We start from the raw sequence: 22,511 nt of genomic DNA on the forward strand, positions 1-22,511 counted from the left end.
GAGAGGAAATGTTCTCCGAGGAGTCCGCTCCACGCGTCACTCCGGTTCCGTGGCCGCGTCGTAGAGTCCTACGACGCGGCCACGCCGCTCCTCGTGGCAAACGGGCCCCCTTCGATGTCACAGGTCTCGCGTAGTCTCAAAGGAGTCAGCCGGAAGAGCCGGAGCCGCAGCCGGGAAGTTATCGGGGGAGGGGGCCCACATGCTCATCGACACCTACGATCGGGTCGCCACCGACCTGCGTGTCTCGCTGACCGACCGGTGCAATCTGAGGTGCACCTACTGCATGCCGGAAGAGGGCCTGCAATGGCTGGCCAAGCCCGACCTGCTCAGTGACGACGAGATCGTCCGGCTGGTCGGCATCGCCGTCACCCGGCTCGGCATCACCGAGGTCCGCTTCACCGGCGGTGAGCCGCTGCTGCGCCCCGGGCTCGTCTCCATCGTCGAGCGGTGCGCGGCCCTGAGCCCGCGCCCCGAGATGTCGCTCACCACCAACGGCATCGGGCTGAAGCGCACAGCGGCCGCGCTCAAGGCCGCCGGTCTGGACCGGGTCAATGTCTCGCTGGACACCCTGCGCCCCGACGTCTTCAGGACACTCACCCGCCGTGACCGCCACCACGACGTGCTGGCCGGCCTGGAAGCCGCCCGCGACGCCGGTCTCACCCCGGTCAAGGTCAACAGCGTCCTGATGCCGGGACTCAACGACGACGAGGCCCCCGACCTGCTCGCCTGGGCCGTCGAGCACGACTACGAGCTCCGCTTCATCGAGCAGATGCCGCTCGACGCGCAGCACGGCTGGAAGCGCGACGGCATGATCACGGCAGGCGACATACTCCAGTCGCTGCGCACCCGCTTCACCCTCACCGATGAAGGCGACGGCGAGCGCGGCTCCGCCCCCGCCGAGCGCTGGCTCGTCGACGGCGGACCCCACCGTGTCGGTGTCATCGCCTCCGTCACCCGCCCCTTCTGCCGGGCCTGCGACCGAACCAGGCTCACCGCCGACGGCCAGGTGCGCACCTGCCTGTTCGCCCGCGAGGAGACCGATCTGCGCGGCGCCCTGCGCTCGGACGCGCCGGACGAGGAGATCGCCAGGATCTGGACGCTCGCGATGTGGGGAAAGAAGGCCGGATCCGGTCTGGACGACCCGTCCTTCCTGCAGCCCGAGCGGCCGATGTCGGCGATCGGCGGCTAGGAGGGTGCCCGGGGATCTTCGCGGGCCCGCGAAGATCCGCCGGACAGGTCCTAAGGCCGTTCGGTCCCGGGGGGGCCGTCCGGCCCCGGGCCCTGGCTTCCTTCCGTCCCCGATCGGCCGGACTCCCACTCCGCCAGCGTCACGACATCCTTGAGGAAGCCCCGGACGCCCAGGAACGAGGAGAGGTGCTCCCGGTGTTCCTCGCAGGCCAGCCAGGTCTTACGGCGCTCCGGGGTGTGCAGCTTCGGGTTGTTCCAGGCGAGCACCCATACGGCGTCGGCCCGGCAGCCCTTGGCGGAACAGATGGGTGCGGCGACAGCGCTCTCGGCCGCGGATTCAGGGGAGTTCACGCACTCAACCCTAGGTCAGCGCCTGTGCCGGCCCCACGGGCCGGCCGCCCGACGCATCCCCTGCCGGAGAAAACCGGCGAAAAAGCGACGCCGAGCAGCCACGGGGGGAGCTGCCCGGCGTCGGTCTGTCGCTCCGACGGGGGATGCGGAGCGCCTACGAAGTATGTCACGCAGACCGGGGTGCGGTGCACCGTAACTTCATGATTGATCTGAGGTTTTCTTGAGCCTTGAGTGCGGTCCGGCCCCAACTGTGCTTATGCCGATTCGGTCATGCCGATTCCCCGCCGCGCCGGTCCCCGTCGGCCTCCGGACCGGACTGCTCGGATTCGGCCACGGGAGCCGCGTCGAGCGCCGGACGCATCGGCGCCGGGACGAAGGTCGAAGGAAGCGAAGGGGTGTTCTCCCGGCCCGCGTTGGCGATGACCACCGCCACGTACGGGAGCAGGGCGCCGAGTGCCAGCGCCACGATCGCGACATACCGCTCGACGTTCCACAGCACGGCGGCCAGGATCACCGAAACCGTCCGCACGGACATCGAGATCACATAGCGCCGCTGCCTGCCGCGCACATCGTCCGCGAGCCCCTGACGGGCCCCCGTGATCCGGAAGACCTCGGCACCGCTCTGCTTCCGCATCACGTCTCCACCACCCTTCCCCCAGCGCCTCGCCGGCCGGGGAGACCTCATTCCCGCGCCGGACGCTCCCCGGACCGGACCGCATCCACCGTACGCCCGGTGTGCGACGGCTTCGAGACCGGGGCGCGCCGCATTCGTGCCTATCGGCAGCCGTGCCGTGCATACGGACGCGTCCGACATGCGGCGTACGGCCCACGGGCCGAGACTGGGCGCACATGCGCGACATCGCGTCGCACGAGGAGGCGACATGGGCTGGTTGTGGGCAATCATCGTGGGTCTGGTGCTCGGTCTGATCGCGAAGGCGATCCTGCCCGGAAAACAGAACATCCCACTCTGGCTGACGACGATCTTCGGCATCATCGGCAGCGTCCTCGGCAATGCCGTCGCCACCTGGATCGGTGTCAACGAGACCAAGGGCATCGACTGGACGCGCCATCTGTTCCAGCTGATCGGTGCCGTGGTCATCGTAGGTGTCGGCGACATGCTGTGGGCCTCGCTCCGCGGCACCAGACAGAAGGCCTGAGCCGGCAGACGGCCTCCCGCCAAGACGAGGCCTGAGCCGGCAGACGGCCCGGGCCACCGGGCCACACGCACTGCGGCCGGACACGCGTCACGCGTGTCCGGCCGCAGCGCCGACGTTCAGGGCTCAGCCGGTGACCTCGACGGCGGCGAGGTTCTTCTTGCCCCGGCGCAGCACCAGCCAGCGCCCGTGCAGCAGCTCCTCGCGGGCCGGTGCGCTCTCGCCGTCCGTGACCTTGACATTGTTCACGTACGCACCGCCCTCCTTCACCGTGCGGCGGGCGCCCGACTTGCTCGGCGCCAGGCCGACCTCCACCAGGAGGTCCACCAGCGGGCCGAGCTCGGTGACCTGCGCGTGCGGCACCTCGGACAGTGCGGTGCTCAGCGTCGCCTCGTCCAGCTCGCCGAGCTCACCCTGGCCGAAGAGCGCCTTCGACGCCGCGATGACCGCAGCGCACTGGTCGGCGCCGTGCACCAGCGTCGTCAGCTCCTCGGCCAGCGCGCGCTGCGCCGTCCGGGCCTGCGGACGCTCCTCGGTGACCTTCTCCAGCTCCGCCAGTTCCGCGGGGCTCTGGAAGCTGAGGATGCGCATGTACCGGGAGATGTCCCGGTCGTCCACGTTCAGCCAGAACTGGTAGAACGCGTACGGCGTCGTCATCGCCGGGTCGAGCCAGACGGCCCCGCTCTCGGACTTGCCGAACTTGGTCCCGTCCGCCTTCGTCATCAGCGGGGTCGCCAGCGCGTGCACCTCGGCGCCCGGCTCCAGGCGGTGGATCAGGTCGAGGCCCGCGGTGAGATTGCCCCACTGGTCGCTGCCGCCCTGCTGGAGGGTGCAGCCGTAGCGCCGGTACAGCTCCAGGTAGTCCATGCTCTGGAGCAGCTGGTAGCTGAACTCGGTGTAGCTGATGCCCTCGTCGGACTCCAGCCGCCGGGCGATGGAGTCCTTGGTCAGCATCTTGTTGACGCGGAAGTGCTTGCCGATGTCCCGGAGGAACTCGATCGCGGACATGCCCGCGGTCCAGTCCAGGTTGTTGACCATGACCGCCGCGTTCTCGCCCTCGAAGGACAGGAACGGCTCGATCTGGGACCGCAGCCGCGACACCCAGTTGGCGACCGTCTCCGGGTCGTTCAGCGTGCGCTCGGCGGTCGGCCGCGGGTCACCGATCTGACCGGTGGCCCCGCCCACCAGGGCGAGCGGCCGCAGACCGGCCTGCTGGAGCCGGCGCATGGTGAGCACCTGCACCAGATGGCCGACGTGCAGACTCGCCGCGGTGGGGTCGTAGCCGCAATAGAACGTGACGGGACCGTCCGCGAGAGCCTTGCGCAGTGCGTCCTCATCAGTGGACTGGGCGAACAGCCCACGCCACTTCAGCTCGTCGACGATGTCCGTCACGGTTCCGTGTCTCCTCAGCTACGTGTATCGAAAGGCAACAGTCAGTCTAGGCGGGTCACACGCCCGGGCTCACCGAGCTCATGTTGAAGTCCGGGATCCGCAGCGCGGGCATGGCGGCCCGGGTGAACCAGTCTCCCCACTCGCGCGGCAGCGTCTTCTCCGTACGGCCCGCTTCCGTGGCCCGCGACAGCAGATCCACCGGCGACTCGTTGAACCGGAAGTTGTTCACCTCGCCGACGACCTCGCCGCCCTCGACGAGATACACCCCGTCGCGGGTCAGCCCGGTGAGCAGGAGTGTCGCCGGATCGACCTCCCGGATGTACCACATGCAGGTCAGCAGCAGCCCGCGGCCGGTCGTCGCGGCCACCATCTCCTCCAGGGACTGCTCACCGCCGCCCTCCAGCACCAGGTTGTCGATCGCCGGCGCGACCGGCAGCCCGGTCAGCCCGGCCGTGTGCCGCGTGGTCGTCAGATGCTCCAGCCTGCCCTCCCGGATCCAGTCGGTCGACGTCAGCGGCAGACCGTTGTCGAAGACGGAAGCGCCGTCCCCGGAGGCATGGGCGATCACGAACGGCGCCGACTCCAGGCCCGGCGCGTGCGGGTCGCTGCGCAGCGACAGCGGCAGCTCGGACAGGGTCTCGCCGATCCTCGTCCCGCCGCCCGGCTTGGAGAACACCGTCCGGCCCTCCGCGGCGTCCCGTGCCGTCGACGACCACAGCTGGTAGATCAGCAGATCGGCCACGGCGGTCGGCGGCAGCAGCGTCTCGTACCGCCCGGCGGGCAGCTCGATACGGCGCTCCGCCCAGCGCAGCCGCTGCGCCAGCTCCGCGTCGAGCTCGGCCGGATCGACATCCTTGAAGTCGCGCGTGGAGCGGCCCGCCCAGGTCGAACGGGTCCGGTCGGGGGACTTGGCGTTGAGCTCCAGTGTCCCGTTGGGCTGGTCGTGGCGCAGCCGCAGCCCCGTAGACGTACCGAGGTACGTCGAGGTCAGCTGGTGGTGGGCGAAGCCGTACAGCTCACGGCCACCGGAGCGGGCACGGGCGAAGGCGTCGCCGAGCGCCGGGGCGAACTCCGCGAAGACGTCGGAACCCGTCTCGGCCGGCGCGTCCGTGAAATCGGGCGACGAGGGCGCCCCGTCGACCAGCGGCTGCGCGTCCTCCGCCGGACCGGCCCCGCGCGCGGCGGCCTCGGCGGCCCGCACCAGCGGTTCCAGGTCGTCGGCGGTGACGGCGGACCGCGACACCACCCCGGACGCGGTGCCCTGCGCACCGTCGACCGTCGCGATGACGGTCAGGGTCCGCCCCCGCGTCACCCCGTTCGTGGTGAGCGCATTGCCGGCCCAGCGCAGATTCGCGGACGACCCCTCGTCGGCGATGACGACACAGCCGTCGGCGGTGGACAGTTCGAGCGCTCGCTCGACGATCTCGTGCGGCTTGCTGACGCGGCTCATCGTCCGGCCTCCTGCGTCGTATTGAGACTGTGCTGTCCCGGGGGACACTGCATCCGATTGCGGCTGCGCCGCGGGCCGGACCCCCAGCCGGTTCCGTGGTGACCGCTCATCGTCCGGCCTCCTGCGTCGTATTGAGGATGTTCACGCCCCGGAAGAGGGCGGACGGGCAGCCGTGCGAGACGGCCGCGACCTGGCCCGGCTGGGCCTTGCCGCAGTTGAAGGCGCCGCCCAGGACATACGTCTGCGGGCCGCCGACCTTCTCCATCGAGCCCCAGAAGTCCGTCGTCGTGGCCTGGTACGCGACATCGCGCAGCTGCCCGGCCAGCCTGCCGTTCTCGATCCGGAAGAACCGCTGCCCGGTAAATTGAAAGTTGTACCTCTGCATGTCGATCGACCAGGACCGGTCGCCGACCACATAGATCCCGCGCTCCACCCCGCCGATCAGATCCTCCGTGGACAGCCCGCCCGGATCCGGCCGCAGCGACACGTTCGCCATCCGCTGCACGGGGACATGGCCCGGCGAGTCCGCGTACGCGCAGCCGTTGGAACGGCCCAGACCCGTCAGCTTCGCGATCCGCCGGTCCAGCTGGTACCCGACCAGTGTCCCGTCCTTGATCAGGTCCCAGGACTGCGCCTCGACACCCTCGTCGTCGTACCCGATGGTCGCGAGCCCGTGCTCGGCGGTGCGGTCGCCCGTCACATTCATCACGGGGGAGCCGTACGCCAGCTTTCCCAGCTGGTCGAAGGTGGCGAACGAGGTCCCGGCATACGCCGCCTCGTACCCCAGTGCCCGGTCCAGCTCGGTGGCGTGGCCGATCGACTCATGGATGGTCAGCCAGAGATTGGACGGGTCGACGACCAGGTCGTACGTCCCCGCCTCGACGCTCGGCGCCCGCATCTTCTCGGCGAGCAGCCCCGGGATCTGCTCCAGCTCGGCGTCCCAGTCCCAGCCGGTCCCGGTGAGGTACTCCCAGCCGCGGCCCACCGGCGGGGCGATCGTCCGCATGGAGTCGAACTCACCGGTGGTCCCGTCCACGGCGACCGCGGTGAACTGCGGATGCAGCCGCACCCGCTGCTGGGTGGTGACGGTGCCCGCCGTGTCCGCGTAGAACTTGTTCTCGTGGACGGTCATCAGCGAGGCGTCCACATGCGCGACGCCCTCGGCGCCCAGGAGCCGGCTGCTCCATTCGGCGAGCAGCCCCGCCTTCTCCTCGTCCGGTACGTCGAAGGGGTTGATGTCGTACGCCGAGACCCAGGTCCGCTCACCGTGCACCGGCTCGTCCGCCAGCTCGACCCGCTCGTCGGAGCCGGCCGCCGCGATCACCTTCGCCGACAGCTTCGCCATGGCGACGGCCTGCGAGGCCACCTTCGCCGCGGCGTCCATCGTCAGATCCACGCCGGACGCGAACCCCCACGCCCCACCGTGCACGACGCGCACCGCGTACCCGAGATCGGTGGTGTCCGAGGTCCCGGCGGGCCGGGCGTCCCGCAGCCGCCAGGACGCGCTGCGCACCCGCTCGAACCGGAAGTCGGCATGCGCGGCCCCCAGCGCACGGGCACGGGCCAGCGCCGCGTCGGCGAGGGCCCGCAGGGGCAGGGCCAGGAACGACTGATCTACCTCATGAGGCATGTAGCACTCCGTTTTTTCGGCATGTTTCCGCAGTGAACCATGCCGTGCGTCGACGGCGACCGGCTATAGGTTTCCCGGACGATCGTGCCGGGCTCGTCAACCGGTTCGGCGTGGGCCACCCGAGTCCTGGATCCGATCACGGTTCCTCGGACAGAGCTTTATCTCCTACGGGATGGCCCCTCGGGCAAGCCGCCTCGGCCGACGTACAGCTCGACTTCCTCGGGGCGAGGATGAGACACATACTCGCGCACAGCAACGGCCGCCCGCCCGGACGGCATCCTCGGGCGGACGGCCGTCCGCGTGCCGCAACCGATCACAGGTCGCCGTCGATCACGCCCGCCCTGAACGCGGCCCACCCCGAGGCCGTGAACCGCAGGGGGGTGCGTGCAGGGTCTTTCGAGTCGCGTACCGCCGTTGCTCCTCCGGGGAGGTTGGCGACCTCTACGCAGTTGTTCTCGGCTCCACTGGCGGAGGACCTGCGCCAGGACACGATCGAAAGGTCATGTCCGAACAGCTCCGCCTCGGGCGCGTTCACCTTCTGTGGCCTTCTTCCATCTCAGCTATGCGTGCGGCCGAATCCTCCGTGGACAGCGCCGTGGCACGAATCCGCTCGAACGCCTTCGCGAAGGGCGACGCTCCTTCGCCCTCAAGGTAAGTCTCTGTACGTGAGCTCACCGCCAAGGCCCTGGCCGAACTCGGCGTGCAGGGCGACGTGGCCGACACCGCGCAGCTCGTCGTGTCGGAGCTCGTCGGGAACGCCGTCCGGGCCTGCGGGGATCACGTGCCCGTGGTGGTGGAGGTGTACGCCGCGGCCTTCGGGGTCGCGGTCAATGTCCATGACCCGGACCCCGCACCGTTCCGCGCCGTCGCGGTATCGCGCTGGATGACGCGGAGGCCGAGGCCGGTCGCGGCCTCGCGTTGCTGGATCTGCTCGCGCCGGGCTGACACGTGGTCCGGTCGTCGATCGGCAAGCAGATCCGATGTTGCGTGCCATGCCCGGTGGGATGAGCCTCGCGGGGCGGGAGTGGTGGGGGCTGAGTCAAGGGGCATCGCCTTGCAGTGGTTGCCCGGACCTGTGTCGATGCGCCCCGTTGTAGGTACGATTCAAAAATATAGGTACATTCTGCGGTGGTGGCCGAAGGGAGCCCCGATGAGCGCAATCTCCGTCCGAGAGTTCTCGTACAACCCGAGCGCCGTCTTCGCCCGCGTGGAGAAGGGGGAGGCGGTCCAGGTCACCCGGCACGGCAAGGTGATCGCCATACTGCTGCCCGGCTCCGGGGCGACATCCCGGTACGCGGACCTGGTGGCTCAGGGGAAGATCCGGCTCAAGGCCGCGACCACCTCGGACCTCGACCACTTCCCGCGCTACGACCTCCCCCCAGGCGCCCCCGATCCGCTGGAGCTTCTCCTGGCCGAACGCGAGGAGGACGACCGTTGATCTACATGGATTCCTCGGCGCTCATCACTCTGCTCACAGGCAGGCCGGGTGCCGCCGAGCTCAGGACATTCCTGTCCGACCGGCCCGGACTGCCCTTGGCCACCAGCACCATCGGCATCGTCGAGACCGTCCGGCAGCTCGACAAGGCCGGATCATTCCCCAACGCACTGTCGGATCTGGACGGGATGGTCACCGAGATCCTGCTGACGGAAGAGGTCCGGGATCTGGCCACCAGGGTCTCGGGGGCCCTGAGATCCCTTGATGCCATTCACGTCGCGAGCGCGCTCGTCATCGACGGAGCTCTTGACTCCCTGATCACGTACGACAAGCGCATGCTCGACTCAGCGAGGGAAGAGGGCCTCTCCGCGCATGCGCCCGGAATGGCGGAATGAGGCCGGGCCGGGTGCCAACTGTAGGAACCCCACAGTGCCCGGCGGAAGGCGCTGTCAGGGGCCGATTCCCCGTGGGGTGAGTGGTACCGATAGGTTTTCGAGGTACCAGACCGCTATCGAAAGGGTGATCCGTTGAGCCGCTCGGTTCTCGTCACCGGAGGAAACCGGGGCATCGGCCTCGCCATCGCCCGCGCTTTCGCCGAAAACGGCGACAAGGTCGCGATCACGTACCGCTCGGGCGAGCCCCCCCAGATCCTCACCGAGGCGGGCGTTCTGGCCGTTCGGTGCGACATCACGGACGCCGAACAGGTGGAGCAGGCCTACAAGGAGATCGAGGACAAGCACGGTCCCGTCGAGGTACTGGTCGCCAACGCCGGTATCACCAAGGACCAGTTGCTGATGCGGATGTCCGAGGAGGACTTCACGTCCGTACTCGACACCAACCTCACCGGCACCTTCCGGGTCGTCAAGCGTGCCAACCGCGGCATGCTGCGCGCCAAGAAGGGCCGTGTCGTCCTCATCTCCTCCGTCGTCGGGCTCCTCGGCTCGGCAGGGCAGGCGAACTACGCCGCCTCCAAGGCGGGTCTGGTCGGCTTCGCCCGGTCGCTGGCCCGTGAACTCGGCTCGCGGAACATCACCTTCAACGTCGTCGCACCCGGCTTCGTCGACACCGACATGACCCAGGTGCTCACCGAGGAGCAGCGCAAGGGCATCGTGTCCCAGGTGCCGCTCGGCCGCTACGCGCAGCCCGAGGAGATCGCCGCCGCAGTGCGCTTCCTCGCCTCCGACGACGCGTCGTACATCACTGGAGCCGTCATTCCCGTTGACGGCGGATTGGGCATGGGTCACTGATCACCATGAGCGGAATTCTCGACGGCAAGCGCATCCTCATCACCGGTGTGCTGATGGAGTCGTCCATCGCCTTCCACACCGCCAAGGTGGCCCAGGAGCAGGGTGCCGAAGTCATCCTGACCGCCTTCCCCCGGCCCACGCTGACGGAGCGCATCGCCAAGAAGCTGCCGAAGCCGGCCAAGGTCATCGAGCTGGATGTGACCAACGCCGAGCACCTGGACCGTCTCGCCGGTCTGGTCCGTGACGAGCTCGGTTCGCTCGACGGTGTCGTGCACTCCATCGGCTTCGCGCCGCAGGACGCGCTCGGCGGCAACTTCCTGAACACCCCGTTCGAGTCCGTCTCCACCGCGATGCACGTCTCGGCGTTCTCGCTGAAGTCGCTCGCCATGGCCTGCAAGCCGCTGATGAGCGAGGGCGGCTCGATCGTCGGTCTCACCTTCGACGCGCAGTACGCCTGGCCGCAGTACGACTGGATGGGCCCGGCCAAGGCCGCGCTGGAGGCCACCTCCCGCTACCTCGCCCGCGATCTGGGCAAGGACGACATCCGCTGCAACCTGATCTCGGCCGGACCGATCGGCTCCATGGCCGCGAAGTCCATCCCGGGCTTCTCCGAGCTCGCGGACGTGTGGAACAGCCGCTCCCCGCTGGCCTGGAACATGTCGGACCCGGAGCCGGCCGGCCGCGGTGTCGTCGCCCTGCTCTCGGACTTCTTCCCGAAGACCACGGGCGAGATCATCCACGTCGACGGTGGCGTGCACATGATGGGCGCCTGATCCGCACAAGCAGGATCCCGCACAACAGACTGTGGCACGGCCGCGTACCGCCTCCGATCAGGCGGTACGCGGCCGTCGTGCGTCCGCGCCCGACCCCGACCCGTTCGAGTCGAAAAGATGGTCGATCCACCGCAGAATGTGGTGGAACCGGACTTTTGGTCAGGCTGCGGGGAGGAGGTCGCTGTGCGCTCCACACGTCGCCGAACCTGGACGCTGCTGGCGGCCTCCATAGCCGTCGCCGCACTTCTCGCCCCCGTATGCATATCCATGGCGGGGCGGGCAGGAGCCGGGGCGTCCGCGCCCGCCGCTCCGACCCCCGACCCCGCCGGATCCGAATGCCGTACGTCGGTCCGGGGCTCCCGGGTCGTCGCCTACTGCCACAACCCGTACCCCGCCACCGACCGCGTGCAGCTGCACACGGAATGCCGCCGCTGGTGGGACATAGACACGGACGCCACCCCGGTCGACGTGGGACCGGGACAGACCGTGCGGCTCGACGACCGGTGCTGGAAGGAAGTCGGCTCCGTCTGGATCACGCACCGGGTGCAGGACGCGCTCCAGCGCCGTCCGGCCTAGACCCGGTCCACCAGACAGCTCAGTGCATGACTCGCGGCCTCGGCCGCCGCCGTCTCCGCGTCCCCGGCCCGGATCGCCTCGACCAGCCGGCCGTGGTCCATGTGGTTCTCCGGCCGCAGCTCATGACCGATATCGACCCTGAGATAGTCGCGCAGCAGATCGCCCAGGTCGGCGTAGAGGCCGGTCAGCACGTCGTTGTGCGAGGCCGCGACCACGGCCAGATGCAGTGTCGCGTCCGCCGCGACGAACGCCTCGGCGTCGCCCGCGGCCCAGGTCTCCTCCCGGCGCGCCATGAGTGCGTCCAGCTGCTTCAGATCCCGCTCGGTGCGCCGGCCGGCGGCCAGCCGCGCCGCCGACGACTCCAGGGTGGAGCGCAGCTCGGCGACATGGCGCGGATCGGCGGAGGCGAAGCGGCGGTGCATCACTCCGGCCAGTTCGCTGATGGCGACGACATAGGTGCCCGAGCCCTGCCGGATGTCGAGCAGGCCGTTGTGTGCGAGCGCGCGCACGGCCTCGCGGACGGTGTTACGGGCCACCCCCAGCTGCTCCACCAGCTCGGGCTCGGTGGGAATCCGTGAACCCACGGGCCACTCGCCCGAGGTGATCTGGTTCCTCAGCTGGGCAATCACCTGGTCGGCGAGTGCCGAACGCCGCGGAGACGTCAGCGCCATGGTGCTCCTTGCTCGGGTTGCTGGGGTGATGAGGGGTGATGAGGGGTGATGAGGGGTGATGGGGGGTGATGGGGGTTGCTCTGCTTGCAGCGAATGGTCTCAGAGGAGCTACCGGAGGATTGGACAATCAATCATCCCATGATTCTATGATGGGCCTCATGCCCGACGAGACCCAGCACCGGACCCGGACCCTGAGCCCCGCCATCACGGCGGACGTCCCCACGAAAACCCCGGCCCCGCAAGCCGCACAGGCCCCGCAGACGGCACAGGCCGCCGCCGGGCCTTCCCCATGGCTGCTCCGGCTGGTCACCATCGGGCTCGTCCTCACCGCGCTCAACCTCCGCCCCGCCATCACCAGCCTCGGCGCCCTCCTCGAAGAGGTGCAGGACGGGCTGCACATGAGCGCCGGCGCCGCCGGTGTCCTCACCTCGGTACCGCCGCTCTGCTTCGCGATCTTCGGCGTCATGGCGCCCCGCCTCGCCCGCCGCTTCGGCCCGGGCGCGGTCGTCTGCGCCGGCATGATCGCCATCACGACCGGTCTGGTGATCCGGCCCCTCGTCGGCGGCACGGCCGGCTTCCTCGCCGCGAGCGCGCTGGCCCTCATGGGCATCGCCGTCAGCAACGTCCTGATGCCGGTGATCGTCAAGCGCTGGTTCCCGGACCGCGTCGGCTCCATGACCGGGCTCTACTCGATGGCTCTGGCCCTCGGCACCTCGCTCGCCGCCGCAGTGACCGTGCCCATGACCAATGCCCTTGGCGGCAGCTGGAAGGCGGGCCTCGGCATCTGGGCCGTGCTCGCCGCCGCCGCGATCCTGCCCTGGATCCCGCTGGTACGGGACCGGCGCGGCGCCCCCGGGCAGCCCGCCGCCCACCACAGGGACGTCCCGGCGCTCAGGATCACCCGCAGCCGTACCGCGTGGGGCCTCGCCTGCTTCTTCGGCCTGCAGGCCACCGCCGCGTACATCACCATGGGATGGATGCCGCAGATCTTCCGCGACGCGGGGGTCTCGGCCGGTACGGCGGGCGTTCTGCTCGCCGTGACCATGGCGATGGGCGTGCCGCTCGCCTTCGTCATCCCTCGAGTCGCCACCCGGATGAGGACCCAGGGCCCGATAGTCGTCCTCCTCGGCAGCTGCGGACTCATCGGATACGCGGGCCTCTACCTCGCACCGGCGGGCGGGGCCTGGGCCTGGGCGCTGCTCCTCGGCATCTCGAACTGCGCCTTCCCGCTCGCCCTGACCATGATCGGCATGCGGTCGCGCAGCGGCGCCGGAGTGGTCCGGCTGTCCGCGTTCGCACAGTCCACCGGCTATCTGATCTCGATCCCCGGCCCGCTGCTCGTCGGCGTGCTCCACCAGCACAGCGGTGGCTGGGGGCTGCCGATCGCACTGATGGCGGGCCTCATGGTGCCGCAGATGGTGGCCGGAATCCTGGCCGGGCGGGACCGGACGATCGAGGACGAATGCTGAGATGCGAGACTGAGTCCATGTCTCCTGTGCTCGACCCGAATCCCCAGAACGGTCAGAAGAAGCTTCTCCTCGTGCTCGGGGCGATGCTGCTGGTCACCGTGATCATCGCGGTGATCGCCTCGGTCGCATCCCCCTGAGCCGCGCGGCCCCCGACGGCCGATGGTGGTGCTGGCACCACCATCCCCTAGGGGGCCAGGGTCAGGGTCGAGTGGGTGGGTCACCGGATGGGACCGGCGCCCCCGCATCCGTAGGTTCTGAGTATCAGAACCGATGACCCACGGAGGCGGACATGTCGGCCCGTACGCACACCCCGTACACCCACCCGGCCACGGGCAGCGTCGAGGTCCGGCTGCCGTGGTGGGCCGTAGCGCTGCCCGCGATCGGGTTCGCCGCGCTCCTGCTGTTGATCGTGGGATCCGGCGAGGCACACGCGGCGACGACCGACCCCGTGGTCGGCCGGTTGCTTGAGCGAATCATGACCCTGATGACCCGCTGAGGGCTCACGCGCCCACCGCAGGAGCCCTTCAACACCCTGCGCCGGGCGGCACATTTCGTGCGAAGCTGAGGTGTATGAGCGTCGATACACCTCGCAGGATCGTCCTTCTCAGGCATGCAAAGGCGGAATGGTCGCAGGATTCCGACCATGAGAGGCCGCTCGCGGAGCGCGGCCGCAAGGATGCCCCCGTAGCAGGCCGCAAACTCGTCGACTCCGGGATCGTTCTCGATCTGGCCCTCTGCTCGACCGCTGTCAGGACGCGCGAGACGTGGAAGCTGGCGGTGCACGAGATGCCGCACCGTCCCAGGACCGTGTACGAGGAGCGACTGTACGAGGCGTCTCCCGGCCAACTGATCGCCCTGATCAACGAGACCCCCGACGATGTGCACGACCTTCTGGTGATCGGCCACAACCCCGGTATGCACGCTGTCGCCGACGCCCTCTCGGAATCGGCCGAGGGTGACGCCCTGGCCCGGATGAACCGCGGCGGCTTCCCGACCGCCGCCTTCGCCGTCGTCGAGTTCTCCGGCTCCTGGAAGGGCGTGGAGCACGGAGTGGGCAAGCTGGTCGAGTACTGGACGCCCAACGATTGATCCCGCTGCCGTACGGCCCCCGCCGTCGTACGGATTTCCGCTGTCGTACGAGCAGGGCCCCGGTGCGGAAACGACCGGGGCCCTGCTCGTAGGCGGCTACGCGTCAGTCGACGAGACCGTCGGCGGCCTCGACCTCCTCGCGGGTGATGCCGAGCAGGTACAGCACCGTGTCCAGGAACGGTACGTTCACCGCGGTGTGCGCGGCCTCGCGGACCACCGGCTTGGCGTTGAAGGCCACCCCGAGCCCGGCGGTGTTCAGCATGTCGAGGTCGTTCGCACCGTCACCGATCGCGACGGTCTGTGCCAGCGGCACCCCGGCCTGCGCGGCGAAACTGCGCAGCAGCCGGGCCTTGCCGGCCCGGTCGACGATGTCGCCGACGACCCGTCCGGTGAGTTTTCCGTCGACCACTTCCAAGGTGTTGGCGGAGGCGAAGTCGAGCCCGAGCCGTTCCTTCAGATCGTCGGTCACCTGGGTGAAACCGCCCGAAACCACGCCCACTTGGTAGCCGAGCCGCTTCAGCGTACGGATCAGGGTGCGGGCGCCCGGCGTCAGCCGCACCTCGGCGCGCACCTTGTCCACCACCGACACATCGAGCCCGGCCAGCAGCGCCACCCGTGCGTGCAGCGACTGCTCGAAATCGAGCTCGCCGCGCATCGCCTGCTCGGTGACCTCGGCGACCTTGTCCTCGCAGCCGGCATGGGCGGCGAAGAGCTCGATGACCTCGTCCTGGATGAGCGTCGAGTCGACGTCCATGACGACCAGCCGCTGCGCCCGGCGGCTCAGCCCGGCCGACACCACCGCCACATCGACACCGATCCCGGCGGACTCCGTCGCCAGTGCCGTCCGCAGCTCCTCGGTCCCGGTCCCGGACACCGCGAACTCGACTGCCGTGACCGGATACTTGGCGAGCCGGAAGATCCGGTCGATGTTCCCGCCGGTCGAGGTGATCGTGGCCGCTATGGCGGCGGTCGACTCCGCGGTCAACGGGTGCCCGAGCACCGTCACATGGGAACGCCCGTAGCCACGCGGCCGGTTGTCACCCGTACCGGAGATGATCTCGGCCTGCAGCTTCAGCGAATCGGCCCAGCTGTGCACGGTCGCCCGCAGGTCGCCCTCGGTGGTACCGCCCGCGGTCGGGGCGGTGACCAGCGCGCACAGGACGATGCGGCCACGGGTGACGACCTGCTCGATGTCGACGACATCGACCGAGTAGGCGGCGAGGGTGTCGAAGAGCCCGGCGGTGATCCCGGGGCGGTCCTTCCCGAAGATCTTCACGAGAAGGGTGGGTGTGTCCGTGCCCTGACGGGACTCAGGGGGCTCAGGAGACGGGGAAGACTGAGGTGGCTGAGATGCGCTCATGGTGCTCCCACCGTATCGGTCCGCCTCATCGCACCGGAGGCCCGTCCCGAGGACCGGACAGCGCGTCGTCCCCGTACCCCCGCCCGGAGCACAGGCGCGGCGACGGACGGCACGCGCTCGGGCACGCCCGGCGACCGAGGGCGGATCCGAGCGGGCCGGGGCGGATCGGGCCGGCCTCTTCGCTCACGGTCCGCACGCACTCGTACGCACTCATGGGACTTGCCACTCCCCGGGCCCGTTCCTCCCGGTTCGACGGCACAACGACGCAGGTCTCGGCAGGGTCTTCACCCTGCCCGACTTTCGTATCGGGGACTGCTCCTGGAATAGTTCCCCACGATGTTCAGCATCCCTAGACTCCCTGTGATGGGGGTAACTCGGGGGACAACTAGTGGGGCGCGGAGTGCCGGAACTCGTACTGGAATTGAATGGCAGGACCTGGACGCTCGATCCGTCCAGGTCGTACACCCTCGGGCGCGATCCGCAGGGCGACCTGACGATCGACGACGCCAGGGTGTCGTGGCGGCATGCCACGATCAGCTGGGGGGGCCACAGTTGGTTCATCGAGGACCACGGCAGCACCAACGGCACCTATGTGCAGGGCCGACGGATCCATCAACTGGAAATCGGTCCCGGCTCCGCCGTGCACCTGGGCAATGCCACTGACGGACCGCGGCTGAGCATCGGCGCCGCAGCGGGCGCCGATGTGTACAGCGGGCAGGGCGCGGGCGCGCAGCAGACCCCTGTCCAGCAGCCCCAGCAGGGTGGCGCCGGCCGGCAGGCCCCCGTTCCGCCGCAGCAGCAACAGCCGCAGCAGGGCTGGCAGCAGGCCCCTCAGGTCCAGCCGCAGCAGCAGCCCGCGCAGCCCCAACAGCCCCAGGTCCCGCATCAGCAGGGCATGGCGAGGACGCCCGGCGCGGGCGGCCCCGGCGGTGTCGCGGGGGCGCCGCCGGTGTACGGCGACCGCAGCCCGACCACGTTCCACCAGCTGGCCCTCGGCCGTGTCATGCGCATCGGTCGTGCGCTCGAGAACGAACTGGTCGTCTCCGACCTCCAGGTCTCGCGCCACCACGCCGAGTTCCACGCGACGCCCGACGGCCGCTTCGAGATCCGTGACCTCGGATCCCACAACGGCACCTACGTCAATGGCCAGCCGCTCTCCAAGTCCGGCTCCGCGCTCATCGGACCGAACGACATCGTCGGCGTCGGTCACTCGACCTTCCGCCTGGTCGGCGACCGGCTCGAGGAGTTCGTCGACACCGGTGAGGTCTCCTTCTCCGCCCGCCACCTCACGGTGACGGTCGACGGCGGGAAGCAGATCCTCAAGGACGTCTCCTTCGGCGTCCCGGAGAAGTCGCTCGTCGCGGTCATCGGCCCGTCAGGATCCGGCAAGTCCACCCTGCTCAAGGCGCTCACCGGCTACCGGCCCGCCAACCAGGGCGATGTCCTCTACGACAACCGGAACCTGTACAAGCAGTTCGCCGAGCTGCGCCAGCGTATAGGTCTGGTTCCGCAGGACGACATTCTGCACAAGGAACTCACGGTCACCAAGGCCCTCAAATACGCGGCCAAGCTGCGCTTCCCCGCGGACACCACCGAGGCCGAGCGCCAGGCCCGGATCCTCGAAGTCCTTGCCGAGCTCAAGCTCGACATCCACAAGGACAAGAAGGTCACCTCGCTCTCCGGTGGCCAGCGCAAGCGTGTCTCCGTGGCCCTGGAACTGCTCACCAAGCCGTCGCTGATCTTCCTGGACGAGCCGACCTCCGGCCTCGACCCGGGCATGGACCGCGATGTCATGCAGCTGCTGCGCGGCCTGGCCGACGACGGCCGTACGGTCCTCGTCGTCACGCACTCCGTCGCCGAGCTGGCGATCTGCGACAAGCTGCTCGTCATGGCGCCGGGCGGTTCCGTCGCCTACTTCGGTCCGCCGGAGGAAGCGCTCAACTTCTTCGGCTACACCACCTGGGCCGACGTCTTCTCCGCGTTCGAGAACTACCGCGACTACGACTGGGCGGGCCGCTGGCGCGGTTCGCAGCACTACCAGATGTACGCCGCGGACATCGACGCCGTCGCCGCGCAGTCCGTACACATGCCGCCCCCGCAGCAGATGCGTCCGCCGAAGCCGCAGGGCTGGACGGCTCAGCTGTGGACGCTTATGCGCCGCTACATCTCGGTGATCGCGTCCGACAAGGGCTTCATGGGCCTGATGGTGATCCTGCCCGCCGTGCTCGGCATCGTCAGCGTGGTCATCCCGGCCAAGTTCGGCCTGGCCCCGCCGGACCCGCCGTCCCGGTTCAACAGCGCCGCTGGAACGATCATGCTGATCCTCGCGGTCGGCATGTGCTTCTCCGGTGCGGCCAACTCCGTACGAGAACTGATCAAGGAACGTGTCATCTACGAACGGGAACGGGCCACCGGTCTGTCCCGCTCCGCCTATTTGATGTCCAAGGTGATCGTCCTCGGCGTGATCACGGCCATCCAGGGCGTCATCATCTGCGGCATCGGCTTCGCCACTCGCGAGCTGCCCGCAGAGGGCCTGATCATGCCGCCGGCCGTCGAGCTCTGCCTGACGATCATCGTGCTCGGCTTCACCTCGATGATGTTCGGCCTGGTGATCTCCTCACTGGTGAAGACCGCCGAGAAGACCATGCCGTTGCTGGTCATGTTCGCCATCGTCCAGGTCGTCTTCACCGGCATCCTCTTCCAGGTGTACGGATCGCCCGGCCTGGAGCAGTTCGCCTGGCTGATGCCGTCCCGCTGGGCCATCGCCGGCGCGGGCGCGACGCTCGACCTCTCGCACCTCATGGCGCCGTGGGACCCGAAGAACCCGACCGACCTGGACCCGTTGTGGGAGCACACGGCCGGTCAGTGGGGGATGAACATCTCGGTACTGCTGCTCCTCGGCATCATCTGCGGCATCGCGGTCGCGCGACTGCTGCGCCGCCACGAGCCGGAGGTCATGCGCAAGTAGGCGCGGGCAGCGGCACGGAACGCCGAAGGGCGGCACCCCGCGCGGGGTGCCGCCCTTCGGCGTATGCGTATGTCGTCCGAGGACGCCCGGAGTCGATCAGTACGCGCTGTTGACGTTGTCGATCGAGCCGTAACGGTCGGCGGCGTAGTTGGCCGCGGCCGTGATGTTGGCGACCGGGTCGTAGATGTTCGTCGACGTGCCGGGAACGTGGTACGCGTTGAACGTCGGCTGGATGACCTGCAGCAGGCCGCAGGACGGGGTGCCGTTCTGGGCGTTGATGTCCCAGCCGTTGACCGCGTTCGGGTTGCCGGTGGACTCCCGCATGATGTTGCGGTGCAGACCGTCGTACGAGCCGGGGATTCCGTGGGCCTTCATGATGGCCAGGGCCTGGCTGATCCAGCCGTCCAGGTTGTTGGCGTAGACCGGGGTACGGGCCTCGGAGCGGCTGGCGGCCTGCGTCTCGGTGCGCTCGGCGGCGGCCTTGGCCTTCACCTGGGCAGCGGCCCTGGCCTTCGCCTCGGCACGGGCCTTGACCTCGGCAGCGGCGGCGGCCTTGGCCTTCGCGGCGGCCTCGGCCTTCGCCTTGACGGCGGCGGCCTTCTTGGCCCTGGCGAGGTCGGCGGCCTTCACCAGCTGCTCGGCGGTGGAGTGCTGCTCGATGATGCTGGCCTGCACGGCCTTGACCTGCGGAGTACCGGCGACCGATGCCAGGACCACGGGGGCGGCGGACACGGGGGTCTGCGCCTCGGGCTTGCCTTCGGCATTGGCGGGGACGAGCGAGAACGAGAGCGATGCGACAGCGATGGCGGAGATGCCCGCGACGGAGAGCTTCTGGGTCTTGTTCAGGCGACGACGGCGGCCGGGGATGCTGGACAGGGACATACAGGACCTCTAACGAATCGCGGGAGTCCTCACGGAGGACGAAGACGGGAAGCGTGTTTTCGCATCTCCGTCGGGGACGAGTGCAATTCTTAGCGTCAGCAAAATCCCGTGGCAAAGGTGTGACGTACGACCCCGGATAGTGGATCACGGCCGCGCTCGAACGTGACGGTCCGCGCTCATGCCCACTGATGTGGCACTTATGTGCCCACTAGCCGGCTTCGTAAGTGACGTGGGTCCTATGCCCGGCCTCACATCGACCGTGTAACAAACTCACCACCCGTTGCTTCAGTAATTCGGAGTGTGAGGTTCCGGCCCTGGAGGCGGTAGATGGATGTCCCCGGACTCATGCCGGAGGTACCGATGGCGCAGCGCCTGGGCGTATCCGTACGCCAGGGCATCCCGCCCCGCGACCGTCTCCACATCAGCAGATGCGAGGCCTCGGGCGCGTGCGGCCCGCTCGGCGTCTGCGCCGAACCGCCGCCGGGGGAGGGCAGCGCGAACACCGTCCGGTACGCGGGCAGCGGCTGATCCCCGCTCCGTGCACGCGTAGCGGACCGGCCGCCCGCGCCCACCACAGCGGCCCCGGCACATCCACCGGCACCCGCGCCCACCACAGCCGCGCCCCCTGGCCCACACCGCCCAAGGACCCCGCCGGCACGAGCCGTGAGCCGCCCGGCACACGGGCGACCGTCCCGGCCGGACCATCGGGGCGCGGCCCCGCCGCGCGAGTACCGCCCCTCAGCGCGTGCCCCAGCCCCTTGGAAGCACCCGTAATCATCGCGACAGGCAGGACAACCGTCCCCTGTTACGTGGGCAAGCACCGATGAACCTCGGCAACCCCGACGCAGAAACGCCGCCCCGTACCGCGCCTCGTCCAAGAGCTGCACCATCACAAGGCACTTCGGCCCGGGCCCGCAGGACCTGGGCCGGACCTAGTCCCTGCGTCCCGATCGGCACCGTCCACAGGCTGATACGGCGTCCCCGCCCCGCCGGTACGGTGAGGCCATGAGTCATCGCCCACAGACGGGTCTCGCAGCGGTGAGCGCCGCGCTGCTCGCCATGAGCCGGCATCTCGAAGTGCGTGATGTCCTGAAGACGATCGTCGCCTCGGCCCGCCGACTGCTGGACGCCGAGTACGCCGCCCTGGGCGTCCCCGACGACCACGGCGGCTTCGCCCAGTTCGTCGTCGACGGCGTCAGCGACGAGCAGTGGAAGGCCATCGGCCCCCTGCCCCGGCAGCACGGCATCCTCGCCGCGATGCTCCACGAGGCGAAGCCCGAGCGACTTGCCGACGTCCGCAAGGATCCCCGCTTCGAGGGCTGGCCCGCCGCTCACCCCGACATGTCCGACTTCCTCGGCCTGCCCATCAGGGACGGCGACGAGATCATCGGCGCGCTCTTCCTCGCCAACAAGCGCTGCCCCAAACCCGAGGGCAGCTGCGGCTTCACCGCCGAGGACGAGGAACTGCTGTCGATCCTTGCGCAGCATGCGGCGATTGCCCTCACCAACGCCCGTCTGTACGAACGCAGTCGCGAGCTCACCATTGCCGAGGAGCGCTCCCGGCTCGCCCATGAGCTGCACGACGCGGTCAGCCAGAAGCTGTTCTCGCTGCGGCTGACGGCCCAGGCCGCCACCGCCCTGGTGGACCGTGACCCGGCCCGCGCCAAGGGCGAGCTCCACCAGGTCGCCGCGCTCGCCGCGGAAGCCGTGGACGAACTGCGCGCCGCCGTCGTCGAACTGCGCCCGGCCGCGCTCGACGAGGACGGCCTCATTGCCACACTCCGTACCCAGATCCAGGTCCTGGACCGTGCCCATGCGGCCAGGGTCACCTTCGAGAGCCTGGGCGTACGGGCCCTGCCCGCCGCCCAGGAAGAAGCGCTGCTCCGGGTCTCCCAGGAGGCGCTGCACAACGCACTGCGCCACTCGGGCGCCGAGCACGTCGACGTCACCCTGGACCGGCACGGCAGTGGCGCGCTGCTGCGGATCACCGACGACGGCAGCGGCTTCGAACCCACGGCGACCCGGCAGGCCGGCCGCCACCTGGGTCTGGTATCGATGCGGGACCGCGCAAGCGGTGTCGGCGGAAGGCTCACCGTTGAATCGGCGCCCGGCAAGGGCACCACGATCGAGATGGAGGTACCCGGTGGCTGACAAGATCATCAGGGTGCTGCTGGTCGACGACCACCAGGTGGTCCGCCGCGGTCTGCGTACATTCCTGGAGATCCAGGACGACATAGAAGTGGTCGGCGAGGCGTCCGACGGCGCCGAGGGGGTGGCCAGGACCGAGGAGCTCCGCCCCGACGTCGTCCTGATGGACATCAAGATGCCCGGCACCGACGGGATCGAGGCCCTGCGCAAGCTCCGCGAGCTGGAGAACCCGGCCAAGGTCCTCATCGTCACCAGCTTCACCGAGCAGCGCACCGTGGTCCCCGCCCTGCGAGCCGGAGCTTCCGGTTACGTATACAAGGACGTCGACCCGGACGCCCTGGCCGGCGCCATCCGCTCGGTGAACGCGGGCCACGTCCTGCTCCAGCCGGAGGTCGCCGGAGCCCTGCTCGCCCAGGACGACGCGGGCGGCGGTACGGGGCGGGGAAGCACCCTCACCGAACGGGAGCGGGAGGTGCTGGGCCTGATCGCCGACGGCCGGTCCAACCGAGAGATCGCGCGGGCGCTGGTCCTCTCCGAGAAGACCGTCAAGACACACGTCTCGAACATTCTGATGAAGCTCGATCTCTCGGATCGGACCCAGGCGGCCCTCTGGGCCGTCCGGCACGGGGCCGCGGGCTGACCGGCACCGAAGCGGACTGACTCCCTCCGGACCGAGATTCATACTGTCGGGTGTATGTCACCCGGACGGCGCAACCTGTTCGACCCCG

At 69.3% G+C, this 22,511-nt stretch carries 25 protein-coding genes; 15 read left to right on the forward strand and 10 right to left on the reverse strand.

Annotated features, from left to right (window positions below):
- Nucleotides 1-199: 199 nt before the first annotated feature.
- Complete coding sequence (moaA, locus tag IEZ15_RS15375; protein ID WP_189277279.1) at nt 200-1,189, forward strand: GTP 3',8-cyclase MoaA; 990 nt, start codon at nt 200-202, stop codon at nt 1,187-1,189.
- Nucleotides 1,190-1,239: 50 nt separating this feature from the next.
- Here the strand turns inward: moaA and IEZ15_RS15380 are convergent, their stop codons facing one another.
- A complete protein-coding gene (locus IEZ15_RS15380) occupies nt 1,240-1,539 on the reverse strand; it encodes a hypothetical protein (protein ID WP_114243821.1) in 300 nt (99 codons plus the stop codon).
- 268 nt (nt 1,540-1,807) lie between these two features.
- Entirely contained in the window at nt 1,808-2,176 is a 369-nt protein-coding gene (locus IEZ15_RS15385) for a DUF3099 domain-containing protein (protein ID WP_373302569.1), read from the reverse strand.
- A gap of 244 nt (nt 2,177-2,420) precedes the next feature.
- Here IEZ15_RS15385 and IEZ15_RS15390 point away from each other — a divergent pair, with 244 nt between their 5' ends.
- Nucleotides 2,421-2,696 carry a GlsB/YeaQ/YmgE family stress response membrane protein gene (locus tag IEZ15_RS15390; protein WP_189277283.1) on the forward strand — a complete coding sequence of 92 codons (276 nt, stop codon included), beginning with the start codon at nt 2,421-2,423 and terminating at the stop codon, nt 2,694-2,696.
- A 123-nt stretch (nt 2,697-2,819) separates the two neighbouring features.
- On the opposite strand, the gene tyrS is transcribed toward IEZ15_RS15390, so the two are convergent.
- The 5 genes from tyrS to IEZ15_RS15415 form a co-directional block, all read right to left on the reverse strand.
- On the reverse strand, nt 2,820-4,085 hold the full coding sequence (gene tyrS / locus IEZ15_RS15395; RefSeq protein WP_189277285.1) for a tyrosine--tRNA ligase: 1,266 nt from the start codon (nt 4,083-4,085) through the stop codon (nt 2,820-2,822).
- A 55-nt stretch (nt 4,086-4,140) separates the two neighbouring features.
- Nucleotides 4,141-5,535 (reverse strand): metallopeptidase TldD-related protein, encoded by a 1,395-nt coding sequence (locus IEZ15_RS15400; protein ID WP_189277287.1) that lies wholly within the window; start codon nt 5,533-5,535, stop codon nt 4,141-4,143.
- 106 nt (nt 5,536-5,641) lie between these two features.
- A complete protein-coding gene (locus IEZ15_RS15405; RefSeq protein WP_189277288.1) occupies nt 5,642-7,165 on the reverse strand; it encodes a TldD/PmbA family protein in 1,524 nt (507 codons plus the stop codon).
- 313 nt (nt 7,166-7,478) lie between these two features.
- A complete protein-coding gene (locus IEZ15_RS15410) occupies nt 7,479-7,700 on the reverse strand; it encodes a DUF397 domain-containing protein (protein ID WP_189277290.1) in 222 nt (73 codons plus the stop codon).
- Between the two features lie 111 nt (nt 7,701-7,811).
- The gene (locus IEZ15_RS15415; protein ID WP_189277292.1) at nt 7,812-8,003 is read right to left on the reverse strand and encodes a hypothetical protein; all 192 of its coding nucleotides are present in this window, start codon (nt 8,001-8,003) and stop codon (nt 7,812-7,814) included.
- A gap of 312 nt (nt 8,004-8,315) precedes the next feature.
- On the opposite strand from IEZ15_RS15415, the gene IEZ15_RS15420 reads away from it, so the two are divergent.
- The 5 genes from IEZ15_RS15420 (at nt 8,316) to IEZ15_RS15440 (ending at nt 11,196) form a co-directional block, all read left to right on the forward strand.
- Complete coding sequence (locus tag IEZ15_RS15420; protein ID WP_189277294.1) at nt 8,316-8,603, forward strand: type II toxin-antitoxin system Phd/YefM family antitoxin; 288 nt, start codon at nt 8,316-8,318, stop codon at nt 8,601-8,603.
- Nucleotides 8,604-8,608: 5 nt separating this feature from the next.
- Nucleotides 8,609-8,995, forward strand: a complete 387-nt coding sequence (locus IEZ15_RS15425) for a type II toxin-antitoxin system VapC family toxin (protein ID WP_229845900.1) — start codon at nt 8,609-8,611, stop codon at nt 8,993-8,995.
- 132 nt (nt 8,996-9,127) lie between these two features.
- A complete protein-coding gene (gene fabG / locus IEZ15_RS15430; protein WP_114243812.1) occupies nt 9,128-9,847 on the forward strand; it encodes a 3-oxoacyl-[acyl-carrier-protein] reductase in 720 nt (239 codons plus the stop codon).
- Nucleotides 9,848-9,852: 5 nt separating this feature from the next.
- Nucleotides 9,853-10,620, forward strand: a complete 768-nt coding sequence (gene fabI, locus IEZ15_RS15435) for an enoyl-ACP reductase FabI (protein WP_114243811.1) — start codon at nt 9,853-9,855, stop codon at nt 10,618-10,620.
- Nucleotides 10,621-10,803: 183 nt separating this feature from the next.
- Entirely contained in the window at nt 10,804-11,196 is a 393-nt protein-coding gene (locus IEZ15_RS15440) for a hypothetical protein (protein ID WP_114243810.1), read from the forward strand.
- Here the strand turns inward: IEZ15_RS15440 and IEZ15_RS15445 are convergent.
- Nucleotides 11,193-11,867, reverse strand: coding sequence for a FadR/GntR family transcriptional regulator (locus tag IEZ15_RS15445; protein ID WP_114243809.1), 675 nt, complete (start codon nt 11,865-11,867; stop codon nt 11,193-11,195). The genes IEZ15_RS15440 and IEZ15_RS15445 overlap by 4 nt on opposite strands.
- A 158-nt stretch (nt 11,868-12,025) precedes the next feature.
- Between IEZ15_RS15445 and IEZ15_RS15450 the strand changes: the two genes are divergently transcribed.
- The 4 genes from IEZ15_RS15450 (at nt 12,026) to IEZ15_RS15460 (ending at nt 14,425) form a co-directional block, all read left to right on the forward strand.
- Entirely contained in the window at nt 12,026-13,336 is a 1,311-nt protein-coding gene (locus IEZ15_RS15450; RefSeq protein WP_189277298.1) for a CynX/NimT family MFS transporter, read from the forward strand.
- A gap of 26 nt (nt 13,337-13,362) precedes the next feature.
- A complete protein-coding gene (locus IEZ15_RS46400; RefSeq protein ID WP_266365722.1) occupies nt 13,363-13,473 on the forward strand; it encodes an SGM_5486 family transporter-associated protein in 111 nt (36 codons plus the stop codon).
- Between the two features lie 152 nt (nt 13,474-13,625).
- Nucleotides 13,626-13,832, forward strand: a complete 207-nt coding sequence (locus tag IEZ15_RS15455; RefSeq protein ID WP_189277300.1) for a hypothetical protein — start codon at nt 13,626-13,628, stop codon at nt 13,830-13,832.
- A 74-nt stretch (nt 13,833-13,906) separates the two neighbouring features.
- The gene (locus IEZ15_RS15460; RefSeq protein ID WP_114243807.1) at nt 13,907-14,425 is read left to right on the forward strand and encodes a SixA phosphatase family protein; all 519 of its coding nucleotides are present in this window, start codon (nt 13,907-13,909) and stop codon (nt 14,423-14,425) included.
- 103 nt (nt 14,426-14,528) lie between these two features.
- On the opposite strand, the gene serB is transcribed toward IEZ15_RS15460, so the two are convergent.
- Nucleotides 14,529-15,785, reverse strand: coding sequence for a phosphoserine phosphatase SerB (serB, locus tag IEZ15_RS15465; RefSeq protein ID WP_114243806.1), 1,257 nt, complete (start codon nt 15,783-15,785; stop codon nt 14,529-14,531).
- A 388-nt stretch (nt 15,786-16,173) separates the two neighbouring features.
- On the opposite strand from serB, the gene IEZ15_RS15470 reads away from it, so the two are divergent.
- A complete protein-coding gene (locus tag IEZ15_RS15470) occupies nt 16,174-18,753 on the forward strand; it encodes an ABC transporter ATP-binding protein/permease (RefSeq protein WP_189277302.1) in 2,580 nt (859 codons plus the stop codon).
- A gap of 96 nt (nt 18,754-18,849) precedes the next feature.
- On the opposite strand, the gene IEZ15_RS15475 is transcribed toward IEZ15_RS15470, so the two are convergent.
- Entirely contained in the window at nt 18,850-19,635 is a 786-nt protein-coding gene (locus tag IEZ15_RS15475) for a transglycosylase SLT domain-containing protein (RefSeq protein WP_189277304.1), read from the reverse strand.
- Between the two features lie 327 nt (nt 19,636-19,962).
- Between IEZ15_RS15475 and IEZ15_RS47040 the strand changes: the two genes are divergently transcribed.
- The 3 genes from IEZ15_RS47040 to IEZ15_RS15490 all read left to right on the forward strand — a co-directional run bounded on the left by IEZ15_RS47040 (nt 19,963) and on the right by IEZ15_RS15490 (nt 22,423).
- Nucleotides 19,963-20,163, forward strand: a complete 201-nt coding sequence (locus tag IEZ15_RS47040) for a hypothetical protein (RefSeq protein ID WP_189277306.1) — start codon at nt 19,963-19,965, stop codon at nt 20,161-20,163.
- 477 nt (nt 20,164-20,640) lie between these two features.
- Entirely contained in the window at nt 20,641-21,786 is a 1,146-nt protein-coding gene (locus tag IEZ15_RS15485; protein ID WP_114243802.1) for a GAF domain-containing sensor histidine kinase, read from the forward strand.
- The gene (locus IEZ15_RS15490; RefSeq protein ID WP_093895785.1) at nt 21,779-22,423 is read left to right on the forward strand and encodes a response regulator; all 645 of its coding nucleotides are present in this window, start codon (nt 21,779-21,781) and stop codon (nt 22,421-22,423) included. Before IEZ15_RS15485 ends, IEZ15_RS15490 begins: the two co-directional genes overlap by 8 nt.
- Nucleotides 22,424-22,511 lie beyond the last annotated feature (88 nt).

The organism is Streptomyces atratus (assembly GCF_014648655.1).
GTDB classification, from domain to species: Bacteria; Actinomycetota; Actinomycetes; order Streptomycetales; family Streptomycetaceae; genus Streptomyces; species Streptomyces atratus.